Annotated in this window: 24 protein-coding genes; 22 read left to right on the forward strand and 2 right to left on the reverse strand. The window is 64.2% G+C overall.

What is annotated here, in order from left to right:
• Positions 1-73 precede the first annotated feature (73 nt).
• From rplN to ACVWZ4_RS26600, 17 genes are all read left to right on the forward strand, one after another.
• Positions 74-442, forward strand: coding sequence for a 50S ribosomal protein L14 (rplN, locus tag ACVWZ4_RS26520; protein ID WP_007603030.1), 369 nt, complete (start codon positions 74-76; stop codon positions 440-442).
• A complete protein-coding gene (gene rplX / locus ACVWZ4_RS26525; RefSeq protein ID WP_456704081.1) occupies positions 442-756 on the forward strand; it encodes a 50S ribosomal protein L24 in 315 nt (104 codons plus the stop codon). Before rplN ends, rplX begins: the two co-directional genes overlap by 1 nt.
• Entirely contained in the window at positions 749-1,306 is a 558-nt protein-coding gene (gene rplE / locus ACVWZ4_RS26530; protein ID WP_456704080.1) for a 50S ribosomal protein L5, read from the forward strand. The genes rplX and rplE overlap by 8 nt, the downstream gene beginning before the upstream one ends.
• 46 nt (positions 1,307-1,352) lie before the next feature.
• Positions 1,353-1,658, forward strand: coding sequence for a 30S ribosomal protein S14 (gene rpsN, locus ACVWZ4_RS26535; protein WP_057745473.1), 306 nt, complete (start codon positions 1,353-1,355; stop codon positions 1,656-1,658).
• Positions 1,659-1,672: 14 nt separating this feature from the next.
• Positions 1,673-2,071, forward strand: a complete 399-nt coding sequence (rpsH, locus tag ACVWZ4_RS26540) for a 30S ribosomal protein S8 (RefSeq protein WP_007603034.1) — start codon at positions 1,673-1,675, stop codon at positions 2,069-2,071.
• A gap of 16 nt (positions 2,072-2,087) precedes the next feature.
• Positions 2,088-2,621, forward strand: a complete 534-nt coding sequence (gene rplF / locus ACVWZ4_RS26545) for a 50S ribosomal protein L6 (protein ID WP_456704079.1) — start codon at positions 2,088-2,090, stop codon at positions 2,619-2,621.
• Positions 2,622-2,632: 11 nt separating this feature from the next.
• Positions 2,633-2,995, forward strand: coding sequence for a 50S ribosomal protein L18 (rplR, locus tag ACVWZ4_RS26550; RefSeq protein WP_007603036.1), 363 nt, complete (start codon positions 2,633-2,635; stop codon positions 2,993-2,995).
• 44 nt (positions 2,996-3,039) lie between these two features.
• Positions 3,040-3,636: a 30S ribosomal protein S5 gene (gene rpsE / locus ACVWZ4_RS26555; RefSeq protein WP_092228454.1), complete on the forward strand. Its 597-nt coding sequence runs from the start codon at positions 3,040-3,042 to the stop codon at positions 3,634-3,636.
• Positions 3,637-3,661: 25 nt separating this feature from the next.
• Positions 3,662-3,868 (forward strand): 50S ribosomal protein L30, encoded by a 207-nt coding sequence (gene rpmD / locus ACVWZ4_RS26560; RefSeq protein WP_092228453.1) that lies wholly within the window; start codon positions 3,662-3,664, stop codon positions 3,866-3,868.
• A 75-nt stretch (positions 3,869-3,943) separates the two neighbouring features.
• Positions 3,944-4,429: a 50S ribosomal protein L15 gene (gene rplO / locus ACVWZ4_RS26565; RefSeq protein ID WP_456704078.1), complete on the forward strand. Its 486-nt coding sequence runs from the start codon at positions 3,944-3,946 to the stop codon at positions 4,427-4,429.
• A gap of 149 nt (positions 4,430-4,578) precedes the next feature.
• Positions 4,579-5,910: a preprotein translocase subunit SecY gene (gene secY, locus ACVWZ4_RS26570; protein WP_092228451.1), complete on the forward strand. Its 1,332-nt coding sequence runs from the start codon at positions 4,579-4,581 to the stop codon at positions 5,908-5,910.
• Between the two features lie 271 nt (positions 5,911-6,181).
• Entirely contained in the window at positions 6,182-7,057 is an 876-nt protein-coding gene (locus tag ACVWZ4_RS26575) for an adenylate kinase (protein WP_456741512.1), read from the forward strand.
• A 188-nt stretch (positions 7,058-7,245) separates the two neighbouring features.
• Positions 7,246-7,614 carry a 30S ribosomal protein S13 gene (gene rpsM / locus ACVWZ4_RS26580; RefSeq protein ID WP_014494511.1) on the forward strand — a complete coding sequence of 123 codons (369 nt, stop codon included), beginning with the start codon at positions 7,246-7,248 and terminating at the stop codon, positions 7,612-7,614.
• 128 nt (positions 7,615-7,742) lie between these two features.
• The gene (rpsK, locus tag ACVWZ4_RS26585; protein ID WP_007603045.1) at positions 7,743-8,132 is read left to right on the forward strand and encodes a 30S ribosomal protein S11; all 390 of its coding nucleotides are present in this window, start codon (positions 7,743-7,745) and stop codon (positions 8,130-8,132) included.
• 110 nt (positions 8,133-8,242) lie between these two features.
• On the forward strand, positions 8,243-9,274 hold the full coding sequence (locus ACVWZ4_RS26590) for a DNA-directed RNA polymerase subunit alpha (protein WP_092228449.1): 1,032 nt from the start codon (positions 8,243-8,245) through the stop codon (positions 9,272-9,274).
• A 143-nt stretch (positions 9,275-9,417) separates the two neighbouring features.
• Positions 9,418-9,834 carry a 50S ribosomal protein L17 gene (gene rplQ, locus ACVWZ4_RS26595; protein WP_057745449.1) on the forward strand — a complete coding sequence of 139 codons (417 nt, stop codon included), beginning with the start codon at positions 9,418-9,420 and terminating at the stop codon, positions 9,832-9,834.
• Between the two features lie 229 nt (positions 9,835-10,063).
• Positions 10,064-10,852, forward strand: a complete 789-nt coding sequence (locus ACVWZ4_RS26600) for an SDR family NAD(P)-dependent oxidoreductase (RefSeq protein WP_456735440.1) — start codon at positions 10,064-10,066, stop codon at positions 10,850-10,852.
• Between the two features lie 53 nt (positions 10,853-10,905).
• Here the strand turns inward: ACVWZ4_RS26600 and ACVWZ4_RS26605 are convergent, their stop codons facing one another.
• Positions 10,906-11,919, reverse strand: a complete 1,014-nt coding sequence (locus ACVWZ4_RS26605) for a zinc-binding alcohol dehydrogenase family protein (protein WP_456704074.1) — start codon at positions 11,917-11,919, stop codon at positions 10,906-10,908.
• 121 nt (positions 11,920-12,040) lie between these two features.
• Here ACVWZ4_RS26605 and ACVWZ4_RS26610 point away from each other — a divergent pair, with 121 nt between their 5' ends.
• Complete coding sequence (locus ACVWZ4_RS26610; protein WP_456704073.1) at positions 12,041-12,418, forward strand: winged helix-turn-helix transcriptional regulator; 378 nt, start codon at positions 12,041-12,043, stop codon at positions 12,416-12,418.
• A gap of 41 nt (positions 12,419-12,459) precedes the next feature.
• Here ACVWZ4_RS26610 and ACVWZ4_RS26615 read toward each other — a convergent pair whose 3' ends face one another.
• On the reverse strand, positions 12,460-14,076 hold the full coding sequence (locus tag ACVWZ4_RS26615; RefSeq protein WP_456704072.1) for an OprO/OprP family phosphate-selective porin: 1,617 nt from the start codon (positions 14,074-14,076) through the stop codon (positions 12,460-12,462).
• 315 nt (positions 14,077-14,391) lie between these two features.
• Here ACVWZ4_RS26615 and ACVWZ4_RS26620 point away from each other — a divergent pair, with 315 nt between their 5' ends.
• From ACVWZ4_RS26620 to ACVWZ4_RS26635, 4 genes are all read left to right on the forward strand, one after another.
• A complete protein-coding gene (locus ACVWZ4_RS26620) occupies positions 14,392-15,795 on the forward strand; it encodes a DegQ family serine endoprotease (protein WP_456735439.1) in 1,404 nt (467 codons plus the stop codon).
• Complete coding sequence (locus tag ACVWZ4_RS26625) at positions 15,792-17,129, forward strand: replication-associated recombination protein A (RefSeq protein ID WP_456790386.1); 1,338 nt, start codon at positions 15,792-15,794, stop codon at positions 17,127-17,129. The genes ACVWZ4_RS26620 and ACVWZ4_RS26625 overlap by 4 nt, the downstream gene beginning before the upstream one ends.
• A gap of 53 nt (positions 17,130-17,182) precedes the next feature.
• On the forward strand, positions 17,183-18,394 hold the full coding sequence (locus tag ACVWZ4_RS26630) for an RluA family pseudouridine synthase (RefSeq protein WP_456790387.1): 1,212 nt from the start codon (positions 17,183-17,185) through the stop codon (positions 18,392-18,394).
• A gap of 214 nt (positions 18,395-18,608) precedes the next feature.
• Positions 18,609-19,403, forward strand: a complete 795-nt coding sequence (locus ACVWZ4_RS26635) for an ATP12 family chaperone protein (protein ID WP_456790388.1) — start codon at positions 18,609-18,611, stop codon at positions 19,401-19,403.
• The last annotated feature ends 18 nt before the right edge of the window (positions 19,404-19,421 follow it).

A 19,421-nucleotide genomic window follows, 5' to 3' on the forward strand; every position in this document is an offset into this window, starting at 1 on the left:
TGGCCGACCGACTTCAGGGAAATGTTGAGCGCCGGCTAGGCTGGCGCAAAGAGAAAGAGGACGAGGTGCATCAATGATTCAGATGCAGACCAACCTCGACGTGGCCGACAATTCTGGCGCACGCCGTGTCATGTGTATCAAGGTGCTCGGGGGCTCCAAGCGCCGCTACGCCACCATCGGCGACATCATCGTCGTCTCGATCAAGGAAGCCATTCCGCGTGGCAAGGTGAAGAAGGGCGACGTGATGAAGGCCGTCGTGGTGCGTGTCCGCAAGGACATCCGCCGCGCTGACGGTTCGGTCATCCGCTTCGACCGCAACGCCGCCGTTCTGATCAACAACCAGTCCGAGCCGGTCGGCACCCGTATCTTCGGGCCCGTGCCGCGCGAGCTGCGCGCCAAGAACCACATGAAGATCATTTCGCTCGCGCCGGAGGTGCTGTGATGGCTGCGAAGATCCGCAAGGGCGACAAGGTCGTCGTGCTGACAGGCCGCGACAAGGGCCGCAGCGGCGAGGTGTTCGAGGTTCGCCCGGACGCCGGCACCGCACTCGTGCGCGGCATCAACATGGTCAAGCGTCACCAGAAGCAGACGCAGGCCCAGGAGGGCGGCATCATCTCGAAAGAGGCGCCGATCCAACTGTCCAACATCGCGTATGTCGGCAAGGATGGAAAGCCGACCCGCGTCGGATTCAAGATTCTGGCGGACGGCAAGAAGGTCCGCATCGCCAAGCGCTCGGGAGCTGAGATCGATGGCTGAGGCCGCTTACACCCCGCGCCTGCGCGCGGAATACGACGCGAAGATCCGCACGGCCATGACCGAGAAGTTCGGGTATGAGAACGTGATGCAGGTTCCGCGCCTGGACAAGGTCGTGCTGAACATGGGCGTTGGCGATTCCGTCAACGATCGCAAGAAGGCCGAGACCGCCGCTGCCGAGTTGACCCAGATTGCCGGCCAGAAGGCGATCGTGACCTATTCGCGTATCGCGATCGCGACCTTCAAGCTGCGTGAGAACCAGCCGATCGGCTGCAAGGTCACGCTGCGCAAGGCCCGCATGTACGAGTTCATCGATCGCCTGGTGACGGTCGCGCTGCCGCGCGTCCGCGACTTCCGCGGCTTGAACCCGAAGAGCTTTGACGGCCGCGGCAACTACTCGCTCGGCATCAAGGAACACATCATTTTCCCCGAGATCGACTTCGACAAGGTCACGGAAGCCCGCGGTATGGACATCACCGTCTGCACCACGGCCAGGACCGACGAAGAGGCGAGGGCCTTGTTGACCGCTTTCAATTTCCCGTTCCGGCAGTGAGACGCTGACCTAAAGCCTCTCAAACGCGGATACCCAGGAGCCAAGCATGGCAAAGAAGAGTTCAGTCGAGAAGAACAACCGGCGCAAGCGGATGGTGAAGAACGCCGCCCCGAAGCGCGAGCGGTTGAAGGCGATCATCGCCGACAAGACGCTGCCGATGGAAGAGCGGTTCGCCGCCACCCTGAAGCTTGCGGAAATGCCGCGCAATTCGTCGGCCACCCGCATCCGTCTGCGTTGCGAGCTGTCGGGTCGCCCGCGCTCCAACTATCGCAAGAACAAGCTGTCCCGTATCGCGCTGCGCGACCTTGGCTCCAAGGGCATGGTCCCGGGCCTCGTCAAGTCGAGCTGGTAAGGAGGGTCGTTTAGATGTCTACGCACGATCCAATCAGCGATCTGATCACCCGTATCCGCAACGCGCAGATGCGTTCCAAGAACAAGGTCTCCACCCCTGGTTCGAAGATGCGCGAGAACGTCCTCGAAGTGCTGAAGAGCGAGGGCTACATCCGCGGTTACGCGACCCTCGAGCACTCCTCGGGCCGCAGCGAGATCGAGATCGAGCTGAAGTATTTCGACGGCGAGCCCGTCATCCGCGAGATCGAACGTGTTTCCAAGCCCGGGCGTCGCGTTTACGCCTCGGTGAAGAACCTGCCGCGGGTCAATAACGGACTCGGTATTTCGGTGTTGTCGACGCCGAAGGGGATCATGGCCGACCACAGTGCGCGTGAAGCGAACGTGGGCGGTGAAGTCCTCTTCACGGTGTTCTGAGAAGGATTTTTGATCCATGTCACGTGTTGGCAAAAAGCCTGTGGCGGTGCCGTCCGGTGTGACCGCGACCGTCGATGGGCAGACCGTCAAGATGAAGGGGCCGAAGGGCCAGCTTCAGTTCGTCGTTCACGACGACGTCGAGGTGAAGCTCGAGAGCGGCCAGATCAAGGTCAAGCCGCGGGCTGAGACCAACCGCGCGCGGGCGCTGTACGGTACCGCTCGCGCCCAGGTCGCGAATCTGGTCGAAGGCGTCACCAAGGGGTTCGAGAAGAAGCTCGAAATCACCGGCGTCGGTTACCGCGCCGCGATGCAGGGCAAGAACCTGCAGCTGGCGCTCGGTTACAGCCACGACGTGATCTACACGATCCCGGAAGGGATCACGATCACCGTGCCGAAGCCGACCGAGATCACGGTGGCGGGCAGCGACATCCAGCGCGTCGGCCAGGTCGCCGCTGAGATCCGCTCCTATCGCCCGCCGGAGCCCTACAAGGGCAAGGGCGTGAAGTATGTTGGCGAATTCATCTTCCGCAAGGAAGGCAAGAAGAAGTAACGGAGCCGGTCATGTCCAAAGCCAAGGTTACGAATGCCCGGCGCAAGCGGAGTGTGCGGCTGAAGCTGCGCCGCTCCGGTGGTGGCCGTCCGCGTCTGTCGGTGTTCCGCTCGTCCAAGCACATCTACGCCCAGGTCATCGACGACTTGAAGGGCGAGACGTTGGCCTCTGCCTCCTCGCTCGAGAAGTCGATGCGGGACGGCGGCAAGACCGGCGCCGACATCGATGCGGCGAAGGCGGTCGGCAAGCTGCTGGCCGAGCGCGCTGCCGAGAAGGGTGTCAAGGAAGTCGTGTTCGATCGCGGCAGCTATCTCTACCACGGGCGCGTCAAGGCTCTTGCCGACGCTGCGCGCGAGAGCGGGCTGAGCTTCTAACAGAATTTGAGGATTGAGGCGCAAGCCTCTGAAGGATTGGAAAAATGGCAGAACGCGAACAACGTGGTGGACGCGATCAACGCGGCGGCGGCGGACGTGAACGCAGGGAGCGCGAGGAGCGCGACAGCGAGTTCGTCGACAAGCTCGTGCACATCAACCGCGTCGCCAAGGTCGTGAAGGGCGGCAAGCGCTTCGGTTTCGCCGCGCTGGTCGTGATCGGCGATCAGAAGGGCCGCGCCGGCTTCGGTCACGGCAAGGCGCGCGAAGTTCCCGAGGCGATCCGCAAGGCCACCGAGTCCGCCAAGCGCAACCTGACCCGCGTCTCGCTGCGTGAGGGCCGTACGCTGCATCACGACATTGCCGGCCGTCATGGCGCGGGCCGCGTCTACCTGCGTGCAGCCCCTGCCGGTACCGGCATCATCGCCGGCGGCCCGATGCGCGCCGTGTTCGAGACGCTCGGCGTCCAGGACGTGGTGGCCAAGTCGATCGGCTCGTCGAACCCGTACAACATGGTTCGCGCGACCTTTGACGCGCTGAAGCATCAGGATAGCCCGCGTTCGGTCGCGGCGCGCCGCAACATCAAGGTGTCCACCCTCCAGGGTCGTCGCGTCGGCGGCGATGCCGAGGCGGCTGCGGACTAACCAACGCTTTTCGGAGTAGACCACGATGGCCAAGGACGCCGCTAAGTCCGCAAAGACGATCAAGCTCGAGCAGACCGGCAGCGCGATCCGCCGCCATCACTCGCAGCGTTCGACGCTGATCGGACTCAAGCTCAACAAGATCGGCCGCACCAGCGAACTGCCGGATACCCCGGCGGTCCGCGGCATGATCGAGAAGGTTCACCATCTCGTCCGCATCGTCGGCGAGAAGTAAAACAGGGCGCATGATCCCGAAAAGTGGATACCGGTTTTCGGGCCAGATCATGCGCAAGACACAAGGAGCAGGGCGATGAAGCTCAGCGATATCGCCGACAACGCCGGCTCGCGCAAGAAGCGCATGCGCGTTGGCCGTGGCATTGGTTCGGGCAAGGGCAAGCAGTCCGGCCGCGGCGGCAAGGGCCAGACCGCACGTTCGGGCGTGCGCATCAAGGGCTTCGAAGGCGGTCAGATGCCGTTGCATCGCCGTCTGCCCAAGCGCGGCTTCAACAACATCTTCCGCGTTGAGTACGCCGAGATCAATCTCGACCGTCTGCAGGACGCGATCGATGCCAAGAAGCTCGAGGCCGGCAGCGTCGTCAACGTCGAGGCCCTGGTAAAGGCGGGCGTGCTGCGCCGCGCCAAGGCCGGCCTGCGGCTGCTCGGCCGCGGTGAGCTCAAGGCGAAGCTGAACATCGAGGTCCACGGCGCCACGAAGTCCGCGATCGAAGCGGTCGAGAAGGCCGGCGGTTCGGTGAAGATCCTCGCCCCTGCCAAGGAAGAAGGCGAGGCGGCGTAACAACTGCGTCATTGGCCCGCGCCTCGCGGGCCTTTACGCATGCGGGACGATGGACTTATCGAAGCCGAAGCCCCAGATAATGTCCGGCGTCCGCTAAATAGCCCGGCCGCGGGTATGACGGCGCAAAAGGCGGCGGGAGAAAGTCCAATATGGCCTCTGCAGCGGAACAACTGGCAGCCAACCTCAATTTCGGCGCGTTCGCCAAGGCCGACGAACTGAAGAAGCGCATCTGGTTCACCCTGGGTGCGCTACTCGTTTATCGGCTGGGAACCTACATCCCGCTGCCCGGCATCGATCCGAACATCTGGGAGCAGGTGTTCAAGTCGCAGGCAGGCGGCATCCTCGGCATGTTCAACATGTTCGCCGGTGGCGGCATCCACCGCATGGCGATCTTCGCGCTGAACATCATGCCGTACATCTCGGCATCGATCATCATCCAGCTCCTCACGACCGTCTCGCCGCAGCTCGAGGCGCTGAAGAAGGAAGGTGAGGCGGGCCGCAAGACACTGAATCAGTACACCCGCTATCTCACGGTGATCCTGGCCGCGTTCCAGTCGTACGGCATCGCGGTCGGCCTCGAAGGTGCCGGCAACGTCGTGAGCGACCCCGGCATGTTCTTCCGTCTCTCCACCGCGATCACGCTGACCGGCGGCACCATGTTCCTGATGTGGCTGGGTGAGCAGATCACCTCGCGCGGCATCGGCAACGGTATCTCGCTGATCATTCTCTCCGGCATCGTCGCCGAGCTGCCGGCGGCGCTCGCCAACATGCTCGAGCTCGGCCGTCAGGGCGCGATGTCGACCGGCCTGATCCTGGTCGTGATCGTGATGGCCGTGGCCGTCATCGCCTTCATCGTGTTCATGGAGCGCGCCCAGCGCCGGCTCCTGATCCAGTATCCGAAGCGCCAGGTCGGCAACAAGATGTTCGAGGGCCAGTCCTCGCATCTGCCGCTCAAGCTCAACACCTCGGGCGTGATCCCGCCGATCTTCGCGTCCTCGCTGCTGCTGCTGCCGACCACGGTTGCGAACTTCAACGCGGGCAAGGGGCCGGAATGGTTCCAGTGGATCACCACCCAGCTCGGCCACGGCCGTCCGCTGTTCCTGGTGCTCTATCTCGCGCTGATCGTGTTCTTCGCGTTCTTCTACACCGCGATCGTGTTCAACCCGACCGAGACCGCGGACAATCTGAAGAAGCACGGTGGCTTCATCCCGGGCATCCGTCCGGGCGAGCGCACGGCGGAATATATCGACTACGTGCTGTCGCGCATCACCGTGCTCGGTGCGATTTACCTGGCGATCGTCTGCTTGATCCCGGAAATCCTGATCTCCTATGCCTCGGTGCCGTTCTATTTCGGCGGCACTTCGCTGCTGATCGTCGTCAGCGTCACCATGGATACCGTGGCGCAGGTGCAGGGCTATCTGCTGGCTCATCAGTATGAAGGCCTGATCCGCAAGTCGAAGCTGCGGGGCCGGCGCCGCTAAGGCGCGGCGTCCTCTCCAGGCGGCGCATCTGCGCCGCCGATTCGCTGCGCAAGCAACGCGCGGCCCGCCAGGGCGATCAGCCAGCCGTTCGGCGAAGGCAGGGCTGCTCTCGCGGCAGCGCAATCCCTGGTTTCAAAGGCCTTCTTGGCGTCCGGGCATTTGCTCCCCTATGATATGGGTAGCGGTGCGGCGCTGATTATGATTTGCACTGTTGCAGAGTTTCAAACAGGGGTGCGCGACATATCGCTCACCCAATGGGGGGCGTACGCCAATGAGAATTATACTTCTGGGACCGCCAGGATCGGGCAAGGGCACCCAGGCGCAGCTGCTGGTGCAGCGCTATGGCATCGTCCAGCTCTCGACCGGTGAGATGTTGCGTGCAGCCGTTGCGGCGGGGACGCCGGTCGGACTGAAGGCCAAGGAAATCATGGCCAGCGGCGGGCTCGTGCCTGACGAGGTTGTGGTGGGAATTATCTCCGACCGTATCGACCAGCCGGACGCCAAGCATGGCTTCATCCTCGACGGCTTCCCGCGCACCGTGCCGCAGGCCGAGGCTCTGGATGATCTGCTCCGGCACAAGCACCTCAAGCTGGACGCCGTGATCGAGCTTCGCGTCAACGAGAGCGCGCTGCTGAGCCGGGTCGAGACCCGCGTCGCCCAGATGCGGGAGCGCGGGGAGGAGGTCCGCCTTGACGACACCCCGGAAGTCCTGACCAAGCGGTTGGCCAGCTACCGCAGCCAGACGGAACCGCTGATTCACTACTATTCCGAGCGCCGGAAGCTGTCGACCATCGACGGCATGATGGCCATCGACGAGGTGACCCGTGCCATCCATCGCCAGCTGCTGGCGCTGGGCGCGGTCGAGCCCAAGACGCATGGGAAGTCGCATGGGAAGCCGCATGGGAAGTCGCGTGCGCGCAGTGCAGCCAGGGCGGCCGAAAAGACCAAGTCCGCCAAGAAAGCAGCCAAAAAGCCGGCGAAAGCGGCTCGAAAGACAGCCAAATCCGCCAAAAAGGTCGTAAAAGGCACCAAAAAGGCAGGAAAGAAGACAGCCAAGAAAACGGCTAAAAAGGCCGCCAAGAAGACCGTCAAAAAGGGTGCCAGAAAGGTCGCAAAAAAGGTCACGAAAAAGCGAGCCAGGCGCTAGCGGCGGTTGACGAAAGCCCCCTGAATCCCTTAATAAGCCCCGCATCCAAGTCGGATAGTTTCAAACGATGCCGGGCCCCAGGAAGACCAGGGGTGGGCGTCGTGTTCGCGTTTGTGAACACCTGCCCGAGAAACATAAGCACTTAAAGCCCGATTCCTGACGAGGGATCGGCAACAGGAGAGAAGGCCGTGGCCCGTATTGCCGGCGTGAACATTCCGACCAACAAGCGCGTGCTGATCGCGCTCCAGTACATCCATGGCATCGGCCAGAAGATCGCTGGTGAGATCCTCGAAAAGGTGAAGATCCCCGAGGATCGTCGGGTCAATCAGCTCAGCGACGCTGAAGTGCTCCAGATCCGCGAAGTCATTGACCGCGACTATCTCGTCGAGGGCGATCTGCGTCGCGAAGTCGGCATCAACATCAAGCGTCTGATGGACCTCGGCTGCTATCGCGGCCTGCGTCATCGTCGCGGTCTGCCGGTGCGCGGCCAGCGCACCCACACCAATGCGCGTACGCGCAAGGGTCCGGCCAAGGCCATCGCCGGCAAGAAGAAGTAATTCGACGCGAATGGCGAATGGGGAGCAGCGAATGGATTCGTTCGCCGCTCGCCATTCGCCACTCGCATTTTCACAGGTGTAGCCGCTGGCATTACGGCGGCGTTTGAGATCTCCAGGAAAGGTAGTCTATGGGCAAGGAAGCCACCCGCGTTCGTCGTCGTGAGCGCAAGAACATCGCCTCCGGCGTCGCGCACGTGAACTCGTCGTTCAACAACACGACCATCACCATCACCGACGCGCAGGGCAACACGATTGCCTGGTCTTCCGCCGGCACGATGGGCTTCAAGGGCTCGCGCAAGTCGACCCCGTACGCCGCGCAGGTGGCTGCCGAGGACGTGTCGAAGAAGGCGCAGGAGCACGGCATGCGCACGCTGGAAGTCGAAGTCGCCGGTCCGGGTTCGGGCCGTGAGTCGGCGCTCCGTGCATTGCAGGCCGCGGGTTTCACCGTCACCTCCATCCGCGATGTGACCACGATCCCGCACAACGGTTGCCGTCCGCGCAAGCGTCGGCGCGTCTGATACGACGTTGCGGGCGCTTGTCGCCCGCGATGGTTTTTTAAGGAGCCGCGGGACTGATCCGCGGCCTTTCTCCAACGCCAGTATTTGAACCTTCAAATCGACTGGCCTGTATGGGTGAAACAGTGACGATCCAGAAAAATTGGCAAGAACTGATTCGGCCGAACAAGCTCCAGATTCAGCCCGGTAGCGATTCGACCCGCTTTGCGACCATCGTCGCCGAGCCGCTCGAGCGTGGCTTCGGCCAGACGCTCGGCAACGCGCTACGCCGCATCCTGCTCTCCTCGCTGCAGGGCGCCGCGGTGCAGTCGGTGCACATCGACGGCGTGCTGCACGAGTTCTCCTCGATCGCCGGCGTCCGCGAGGACGTCACCGACATCGTGCTGAACATCAAGGACATCGCGATCAAGATGCAGGGCGAGGGCCCCAAGCGCATGGTCGTGAAGAAGCAGGGCCCTGGTGCCGTCACCGCGGGTGACATCCAGACGGTCGGCGACGTCGTGGTGCTCAATCCGGAGCTGCAGATCTGCACGCTGGACGAGGGCGCCGAGATCCGCATGGAGTTCACGGTCTCCACCGGCAAGGGCTACGTGCCCGCCGAGCGCAACCGTCCCGAGGACGCGCCGATCGGCCTGATCCCGGTCGACAGCCTGTACTCGCCGGTTCGCAAGGTCTCCTACAAGGTCGAGAATACCCGCGAGGGCCAGATCCTCGACTACGACAAGCTGACCATGACGATCGAGACCAACGGCGCGCTGACGCCGGATGATTCCGTGGCCTACGCCGCGCGCATCCTGCAGGATCAGCTCAACGTGTTCGTCAACTTCGAAGAGCCGCGCAAGGAAGTCGCCCAGGAGATCATCCCGGACCTCGCCTTCAACCCGGCCTTCCTCAAGAAGGTGGACGAGCTCGAGCTCTCGGTGCGTTCGGCCAACTGCTTGAAGAACGACAACATCGTCTATATCGGCGACCTCGTGCAGAAGTCGGAAGCGGAAATGCTCCGCACCCCGAACTTCGGCCGCAAGTCGCTGAACGAGATCAAGGAAGTGCTGGCCCAGATGGGGCTGCATCTCGGCATGGAAGTGCCGGGCTGGCCGCCGGAGAACATCGACGAGCTCGCCAAGCGCTTCGAAGATCACTACTGAGTTTGGCGAATTGGGAGTGGCGAATAGCGAACGACAATTCGCTCCTCGCCGTTCACCACTCGCTATCTGGGCGAACGCAGGCAGCCCACCTGAGCAACATGTCCGACGAACCGTCGCGGCAGTTTCAAGTAAGGACACTACACATGCGTCACGGCAAGGTTCATCGGAAGCTCAACCGCACGGCCGAGCATCGCCGCGCGATGTTCGCCAACATGGCGGCCGCGCTGATCAAGCACGAGCAGATCGTCACCACTCTGCCCAAGGCCAAGGAGCTTCGCCCCATCGTCGAGAAGCTCGTCACCCTCGGCAAGAAAGGCGGCCTGTCCATGCGCCGCCAGGCGATCTCCGAGATGCGCGACAAGGACCAGGTCAAGAAGCTGTTCGACGTGCTGGCGCCGCGCTACAAGGACCGCCAGGGCGGCTACACCCGCATCATCAAGGCGGGCTTCCGTTACGGCGACAACGCCGCGATGGCGGTGATCGAGTTCGTCGACCGCGACGTCGATGCCAAGGGCCAGGACTCCGGTCCGGTGCAGGCGAAGGAAGCCGAGGCGGCGTAAGCCAGCCGGTATCGGGATTTCAGAAAGCGGCGCCCCTGGGCGCCGCTTTTTTGTATGGCGCGGCGACGTCTCATGAGGACACCGGCATGACGCCGCAGGACCTCGATGCCATCGTCGTCTTTGTCCGGACACTGCCCATCGCGCAGGTAAATCTCACGCATCGGTGAGCGGCGATTGCAGCCGCCCATGCGGGGTACGATATCCTCGTCACCACCGATGGAGATTGCGTATGAAGATCGACCTGTCCGGAAAGACTGCCCTCGTCACCGGCTCGACCGCCGGGATCGGCCACGCCATCGCCAAGGGCCTCGCCGGCTCGGGCGCGAGCGTCGTCATCAACGGACGCGGCCAGGACAAGGTCGATGCGGCCGTGCGCAAGCTGGAGGGGGCGGGCGCCAAGGTGCGCGGCATCGCCGCCGACGTCTCGACCGCGGCGGGATGCAAGGCGCTCGTGGCTGATCTGCCCGAGGTCGACATCCTCATCAACAACGCCGGCATCTTCGAGCCGAAAGACTTCTTCGAGATCCCGGACGAAGACTGGAGCCGATTCTTCGAAGTCAACGTGATGAGCGGCGTGCGGCTGTCGCGCGCCTATATGAAGGGCATGCTTGGGCGCAACTGGGGCCGCATCGTTTTCATCTCCTCGGAATCCGGGCTCAACATTCCCGTCGAGATGATGCACTACGGAATGAGCAAGACGGCCCAGCTCGCGGTCGCGCGTGGCCTCGCGCAGCTCACCCGGGGGACCGGCGTCACCGTGAACTCGGTGCTGCCTGGTCCGACCATGTCCGAGGGCGTCGAGACCTTCGTGAAGGATCTCGCCAAGAAGAACGGGCAATCGGTCGACGAGGCCGCTGCCAATTTCGTCAGGCAGCATCGCCCGAGCTCTTTGATTCAACGCTTCGCCAGCGTCGATGAGATCGCGAACATGGTGGTCTACGTCGCCTCGAAGCAGGCGTCAGCGACCAATGGCGCGGCGCTGCGCGCCGAAGGCGGCATCGTCAACACGATCGCCTAGGCCGGGCGCAAGGGTGGGTTAGCCGCAGGCGTAACCCACCCCAACGACATGTTCTACCACCCCTCCAGCACGATCTTGCCGCGCGACTTGCCGCTCTCCAGCAGCGCATGCGCGCGCTTGAGATTGGCTGCGTTGATCGTGCCGAAGGTCTGGTCGAGCGTGGTGCGCAGAACGCCCTTGTCGATGAGATCGGCGACGTCGTTCAGCAGATGATGCTGCGCGATCATGTCGGGTGTCTGGAATGAGGAGCGCGTGAACATCGATTCCCAGTGCACCGAGATCGCCTTGCCCTTGAACGTGCTCATGGTGAATTCCGGCGGATCGTCGATCAGGCCGAACCGGCCCTGCGGCGCCATGAACTCGGCGATCGACTTGTAGTGCTGGTCGGTGAAGGTGAGGCTCGCCACCAGCGCGACCGGCGGCACCTTGAGCTCTTCGATCTGCTCCTTCATCGGCTTGCCGTGATCGATCACCGCATGCGCGCCGAGATCGAGGCACCATTTCTGCGACTCCGGCCGCGTTGCAGTCGCAACCACGGTAAGGCCGGTGAGACGGCGTGCCAGCTGGATCAGGATCGAGCCGACACCGCCGGCGCCGCCGGTGATCAAGAGCGTTCGCGGATCGACGCTCTTGCCGGGCACCGCGCCGAGACGATCGAACAGCAATTCCCAGGCGGTGATGGAGGTGAGGGGAAGCGCGGCGGCCTGCGCGAACGACAGCGACTTCGGCTTGTTGCCGACGATGCGCTCGTCGACCAGATGGAATTCGGAATTGGTGCCCTGGCGCAGGATCGAGCCGGCGTAAAACACCTCGTCGCCCGGCTTGAACAGCCTGACCTCGGGGCCGACGGCGTCGACCACGCCGGCCGCATCATAGCCGAGAATTTTGGTCTCGCCCTCCGGCGGGGCGGCGCGCTTGCGCACCTTGTAATCCACAGGATTGGCCGAGATCGCCTTCACGGCGACGCGGATGTCGCGTCCCCTGGGCTCCGGCTTTGCGGTTTCGAAATCGATCAGCGCATCCTGATCCTCGATCGGTAGCGACTTCCTGTAGCCGACGGCCTTCATGGCTTGTCTCCATCAGATGGCGTATTCGCCTGCCGCTCTAACTGTCGCCCCGGCTTCAATTTGGCAAGTACTGTAAATTCGGGGATATAGTGCCCGTTTGGATACTATCGGGGAAATAAGCATGAAACGGCGCGATTTTGCCCGTCGTCCCGGCTGCTCGGTCGAGGCGACGCTGGACCTGATCGATGGCAAATGGAAGGGCGTGATCCTCTATCACCTCCAGAGCGGCACAAGGCGCTTCGGCGAATTGCGACGCATGATGCCCAGCGTCACCCAGCGCATGCTGACCAAGCAGCTTCGCGCGCTGGAGGAGGACCAGCTCGTCATCCGCAAGGTCTATGCCGAAGTCCCGCCGCGGGTGGAGTATTGCCTTTCCGAGCTCGGCGAGAGCCTGCGGCCGGTGATCGACATCCTGAAAGCCTGGGGCGAGAGCCACCAGCAGCGGCTCGCCTGCGCGCCGCCGCCGGTCGCGGCGAACAAGCCGAAGCGGGCGGCGTGATCGTCCGGGAGCAGCTCGCGCCGCTTTCGGACGAGATCGTCTCAGAATGCGAACTGCGTACGCATCGCCACGGCGTCGAAGCCCGAGCCCGTATTCGCGAACGCGCTCGGCGGCAGCGTCTGCTTGGAGACGGTGCCGTGCAGGTAGTCGAGCATGAACCGGACGTTGCCGTTGACGTACCAGTTCAGCGCCAGCGTGTAGACGTTCTGGCGTCCGCCCGCGACGCCGTTGGCGCTCGCAAGCTGATCGTTGAGATCGATCGTCGAGAAGCGTCCCGCGATTTCCCATGCGCCCCAGCCGCCGCCATCGAGCGAGAACGGGTGCGCCGGCTTGACGCCGTTATAGGCCGCGTTTGCCGCATTGTAAGTCCGACCCTCTCCGGTCAGCACGTAGCCGGCTTGCGCATAGCCGCCCTGGAATTTCAGGCTCGGCGCGCCGACCAGCGGCACGCCGGTATTGGCGGTGCGGTCGACGTTGTACCAGAAGTACTCACCCTGGACGATGAACGAACCGTAGGTCGCAGCCGCTTCGACGCTGTAGACTTGGGCGCCCGAGACATTTGCGATCGCCCCCGTCGACACCAGCGTCGTCGGGTCGAGCCGCAATTCCGGACGATCGCTCAGCGTGACGGTCTGCGTATTGGCGATGAGGTTGCGCGGCGGCTGGATCAGCCATTGTGCGTCAGCACCGATATGCACCGAGTAGTCCTTGCCGCTGATGGGATTGCCGGCAACGCGCGCCACCGCGCCGTATTGCTCGCTCGTGCCCGCCGGCGCCGCGCTCGAAGCGGAGTGGATGGCGCCCGTCGAAGGTCCGGTGACATAGCCGCCGATCCAGAGCTGATCGTCGAACCAGCGCGTGCCGGCTGCCGAGCGGAAATCTCCGGCGGCGATGTTGGTGGCGATCACGCCGGCCGAGGCGCGCTCCATGAACATGATGTCGTTGGAACTCGTGGCCTCGTCCATGGTGTAGGGCAGGTCCATGATGCCGGCTTCGACGGCCATGCGGCCGCCGAACGGTTTTAGTCCGGTGTAGCTGAGATAGGCGTTCTCGACGCCGGAGACCCCGCCACCGGGCAGCGATCCCGGCGCTGCGCCGCCGAACCCGTCCGACGAGCCGCCGAAATCATAGACAAGCGCGAAGTTCCAGTCGTCGAAGAATTTGCCGGCGAGGCCGATGCGCGCGCGGCGGACGTTCTCGCCGCTGTCCAGCCTCTGCGGCACGGTGGCCGCCGTGTTGGGACGATAGTCGTAACCGCCGACGTCCCAATGCACGCGGCCGGTGATCGCGACGCAGTTCGCTTGATCGGCGGTGCAAATGGTCGGCCGGTTGTTCGGCATGGTCACGATCACGCCGGCCGTTGGGGGGGCGCCTTTGACCGGGAATGCCGCATTGGCGTTGGCGACGACGGCCTTCGCCTCCGAGCGCGCTTCGGCTTTGGCCTCGGCCTTCGCTTCGGCCCTGGTCTTTGCTGCTGCCGCCGTGTTCGCCGCGGTCTGGTTCTGCAGCTTGTCGAGCTTCCGCTCCAGCAACTTCAGTTGCTGCTTCAGGAGCGCGATCTCCTGTTCGCTGTTGCTTGCCGATTGGGCCTGGGCCTGCGAGGCCGCCAGCGCGCCGGCGAGACCAATCGCCGTGGCCGCTATTCTTGTCCTGCTCATGTCGTGACTCCATCCTTTGACGAACTTCCCCAAGTCGAGAACGCGAGAGCCTAAGACTGATCGATGACTGCCCCGCGACGGTGAACGCCGGTTGCCCAGTTCCCATTGACGCCGATTCGCCGCAGCCGAATCTGCCCAGCACGAGCATGCAAGCTGACGCACATCATGCCAATCCACCAAGCCAAGCAAATTGCGATTTCGCACGCGAGGCTTGTATGCCCGTGACGCCGGGCGAGGACTGAATATTGCCGTCGGGCGCCCTTCTATTGGGAGACGAACGCGCCTATATTCCGGCGTCTTTTCCGAGAGGTAGGAATGTTTCGAGCGAACTGGACCGCCGTCGTCACGGCTCTGTGCATAGCCTTTTCGGCCCACTTCAATCCGGCTGCCGCGCAGGACCGTCGCGTTCCGTCCTCGCCAGCCGAACTGCGGCTGTCCTATGCGCCGATCGTGCAGCGGGTGCAGCCTGCGGTCGTCAACGTCTATGCCGCCAAGGTGGTGCAGAACCGCAATCCGCTGCTGGACGACCCGATTTTCCGCCGTTTCTTCGGCGGCGGCGAGCAGCAGGAGCAGGTGCAGCGCTCGCTGGGTTCGGGCGTGATCGTCGATTCCTCCGGACTCATCGTCACCAACGTCCACGTCATCGAAGGCGCCGACCAGGTGAAGGTGTCGCTGGCGGACAAGCGCGAGTTCGAGGCGGAGATCGTGCTGAAGGATTCCCGCAGCGATCTTGCGGTGTTGCGCCTGAAGGACACCAAGGAAAAATTTCCGGCGCTCGAATTCACCAATTCGGACGAGCTGATGGTCGGCGACGTCGTGCTCGCGATCGGCAATCCCTTCGGCGTCGGTCAGACCGTGACCCACGGCATCATCTCGGCGCTGGCGCGCACGCAGGTCGGCATCACCGACTACCAGTTCTTCATCCAGACCGACGCTGCGATCAATCCCGGCAATTCCGGCGGTGCGCTGGTCGACATGAACGGCCGGCTTGCCGGCATCAACACCGCGATCTACTCGCGCTCGGGCGGCTCGCAGGGCATCGGCTTTGCGATTCCCGCCAACATGGTGCGCGTCGTCGTCGCCTCCGCCAAGAGCGGCGGCACGGCCGTGAAGCGGCCTTGGCTCGGCGCGAAGCTGCAGGCGGTGACGGCAGAGATCGCCGAGAGCCTCGGCCTGCGCTCGCCGACCGGTGCGCTGGTCGCGAGCGTCGTCCCCAACGGCCCCGCGGCGCGGGCCGGGTTGAAATCCTCCGACCTCATCACCGGAATCGATGGCCAGGCCGTAGACGACCCCAACGCGTTCGACTACCGCTTCGCCACCCGTCCGCTCGGCGGCACCGCGCAGATCGACGTGCAGCGCGGCAGCAAGCCGCTCAAGCTGACGATCGCGCTCGAGACGGCGCCGGACAGCGGCCGTAATGAACTCGTCATCACCACGCGTTCGCCGTTCCAGGGTGCAAGGATCTCCACCATCACGCCGGCGGTGGCCGACGAGCTGCATCTCGATGCCGACACCGAGGGCGTCGTCGTCACCGACATCGGCGATGGCACGGCTGCGCAAAATGTCGGCTTCCAGAAGGGCGACATCATCCTGTCCGTGAACAGCCAGAAGATCGCCAGGACCAGCGACCTCGAGAAGGCCGCGAAGGAGCAGCCGCGACTCTGGCGCATTGCGCTGGTGCGCGGCGGCCAGCAGATCAACGTCACGCTGGGCGGATGAGTCCGAAGCGACCACGGCAGACCCCAACTCTCTTCGCCGCGGCGGGGCTCGATCAAGAAGCGCCGCATCCGCTGCCTGACAGGCTGCGGCCGCGTGCACTGTCGGAGGTCGTCGGCCAGGATCACATCCTCGGCCCCGACGGCGCGCTGACGCGCATGCTGGAGACGCGCACGCTGGGATCGTTGGTGTTCTGGGGCCCGCCCGGCACCGGCAAGACCACGGTGGCCCGGCTGCTCGCGGACGCGACGGACCTGCATTTCGAGCAGATCTCGGCGGTGTTCTCCGGCGTTGCCGATCTGAAGAAGGCCTTCGACGCCGCGCGGGCTCGCCGCGAGATGGGCAAGGGTACGCTGCTGTTCGTCGACGAGGTGCATCGCTTCAACCGCGCGCAGCAGGATTCGTTTCTGCCGGTCATGGAAGACGGCACGGTGGTGATGGTCGGCGCCACCACCGAGAACCCGTCATTCGAACTCAACGCGGCGTTGCTCTCTCGCGCGCGCGTCCTGGTATTTCGCTCGCTCGATGCCGATGCGATCGAAAAGTTGTTCGCGCATGCCGAAGAGGTCGAGGGCCGCAAGCTGCCGCTCGATGCCGAGGCGAGGTCCGTGCTGGTGCGTATGGCCGATGGTGACGGCCGCGCCTCGCTGACGCTGGCCGAAGAGGTCTGGCGCGCGGCACGGGCCGACGAGATTTTCAATGCCGCGCAATTGCAGGACATCCTGCAGCGCCGCGCGCCGATCTACGACAAATCGGCCGATGGCCACTACAATCTGATCTCGGCGCTGCATAAATCGGTGCGCGGCTCTGATCCTGACGCCGCGCTCTACTATCTCGCGCGCATGCTCGATGCCGGCGAAGACCCGCTGTTCCTGGCCCGCCGCGTCGTGCGCATGGCGGTGGAGGACATCGGGCTCGCCGATCCGCAGGCGCTCGTCATCGCAAATGCGGCGAAAGACGCTTTCGACTTCCTCGGTCACCCCGAAGGAGAGCTCGCGATCGCGCAGGCCGTGGTCTATCTCGCCACCGCGCCGAAATCGAACGCGGTCTATACGGCCTTCGGGGCGGCGATGCAGGTGGCAAAACAGGCCGGCTCGCTGCTGCCGCCCAAGCACATCCTCAATTCCCCGACCAAGCTGATGAAGTCTGAGGGCTACGGCGCCGCCTACGAATACGACCACGACGCCCCCGACGCCTTCTCCGGCCAGGACTACTTTCCGGAAGCCCTGGGCCGCCAGACCTTCTACGACCCGCCCGAGCGCGGTTTCGAGCGGGAGATCCGGAAGCGGCTGGATTACTGGGCCAAGCTGCGCAAGGAGCGGGGTGGGAAGGGCTGAAAACGGGCCATTTCGCCGTGACGGGGGCCGGCTTTTAGGGTACGCAGACGACCATGAGCCGCCGTATCAAGAGAATGAACCCAAAGCCCCGCGAACGCGACGAGCGCAAGGAATCGCGCCCGTTGAAGGCACGAAGCGCGAAGGCCGGACCGCGTCCGGGCGGCAAGCCCGGCAGCAAGCCGCCGCGTTTCGCCGGCGAGCGCGCCGAGCGGCGTCCGCCGAAGGCTGAAGCGGAGCGAGCCGCGCCGGAAAAACCCGTCGAGGCGCTGCTGCCGACCAAGGTGCAGACCGTCACTGTCACGGCGGACGAGAACAACATGCGCGTCGATCGCTTTCTCGAGGCGCGCTTTCCCGGCCTGTCGTTTTCCCATATCCAGCGCGTCGTGCGCAAAGGCGAGCTGCGCGTTGACGGCAAGCGCGTCGACAGCAAGGACCGCCTGGAGGAAGGGCAGAGCGTCCGCATTCCGCCGCTGAAGCTCGACACGCTGAAGGCCGCAGGTGAACTCTCGGAGGGCGCGCAAAAGACGCTGGCCGCGCTAAAGGAGATGACGATCTACGAGGACGACGACGTTCTCGTCCTGAACAAGCCCGCCGGCCTTGCCGTGCAGGGCGGCTCGGGCATGACGCGGCACATCGACCAGATGCTGGAGGTGATGCGCGATTCCAAGGGCCAGAAGCCACGCCTCGTGCACCGCATCGACAGGGAAACGTCGGGCTGTCTTTTGATCGCCAAGACGCGGTTTGCCGCCTCGCATCTGACCGGCGCCTTCCGCTCGCGGTCGGCTCGCAAGACCTATTGGGCGCTGGTGCCGGGACTTCCGAAGCCGAAGCAGGGCCGCATCTCGACCTTCCTTGCGAAGGAGGAGAGCGAGGACGACACCATCATGCGCATCGCCCAGCATGGCGACGAGGGCGCCAGCCACGCGGTGACGTACTATGCCGTGGTCGAGACCGCCGGCAACAAGCTGACCTGGGTGTCGCTGAAGCCGGTGACGGGGCGCACCCACCAGCTGCGCGCCCACATGGAGCACATCGGCCATCCCATCGTCGGCGATCCCAAATATTTCAACATCGAGAATTGGCAGCTGCCGGGCGGCCTGCAAAACCGGCTGCACCTGCTCGCAAGGCGTATCGTCATTCCGCATCCGCGCGGCGGCTTTATCGACGCCACCGCGCCGCTGCCGCAGCATATGCAGCAGTCGTGGAATTTGCTCGGGTTGGACGCCAGCCGGTTCGACCCGATCGAGAACGCGCCGGAGGAGTAGTTGAGCCTGCGCTGTTAGCCCCGTCGTTGCGGGGAGGCCGCGACAAAATGCCGAAGCCTTCGCAGCTACCAAGAGCAGCGCGATCCAATCAGCAACATCGACAGCAATGACGGTGTGGAGACAGCGCAAGTTCCCTCATCCCCGCCGCTCGCTTTATCGGCCATAGGTCTTATCTTAAAAGCCCAGCATTCAGCGACCGGGACCGAATACTCACATGCGCGAATTGTTCGAAGAAGCAGCCAGCCAGCCCCCGCCGGACCCGCGGGAATCGGCGCGTGCCTCCGCGCGCACGCCGCTGCGCAAACGCTTCTACAAGGAGGTGGGCGTCCTCGAGGCCGAGGGCGGCTTTGCCATCACGCTCGACGGCAGGCCGATCCGAACCCCTTCCACGCGCCAAGTGGTGATCCCGGCGCGGGCGCTCGCCGACGCCGTGGCCGCGGAATGGGCCGCCCAAACCGAGACGATCGATCCGGTGACGATGCCGCTGACGCGGATCGCCAACAGTGTGGTCGAGGGCGTCGTCGACCGCGTCGAGCTCGTCGCGGATGACCTCGCAAAATACTTCGAGACCGACCTGCTGTTCTATCGCGCCGGCCACCCCGAGGGGCTGGTCGCCCGCGAGGCCGCGCATTGGGATCCCGTGCTGTTCTGGGCCGCGGAGGCGCTGGGCGCGCATTTCATCCTGTCCGAGGGCATCATGCATGTGAAGCAGCCGGACGAGGCGCTCCGGGTCGCCCGCGCGGCGCTGCCTGATGATCCCTGGTCGGTGGCTGCCCTCCACATCGTGACGACCCTGACCGGCTCGGCGCTGCTGGCGCTGGCGCTGGCGCATGGCGTGCGCGACGCCGATCAGGTCTGGGCCGCCGCCCATGTCGATGAGGACTGGAACATCGACCAATGGGGCGTGGACGAGGAGGCCGCCGCCCGGCGGGCCAGCCGCTTGAGGGATTTCGAAGCCGCCGTAGCGGTTTTGACGGCCGTGAATCCGCCCGGGGTCAAAGGTCCTTAACGAGAGGTTTACGCCGCG

The sequence above is a fragment of the Bradyrhizobium sp. USDA 4472 genome (assembly GCF_054058595.1).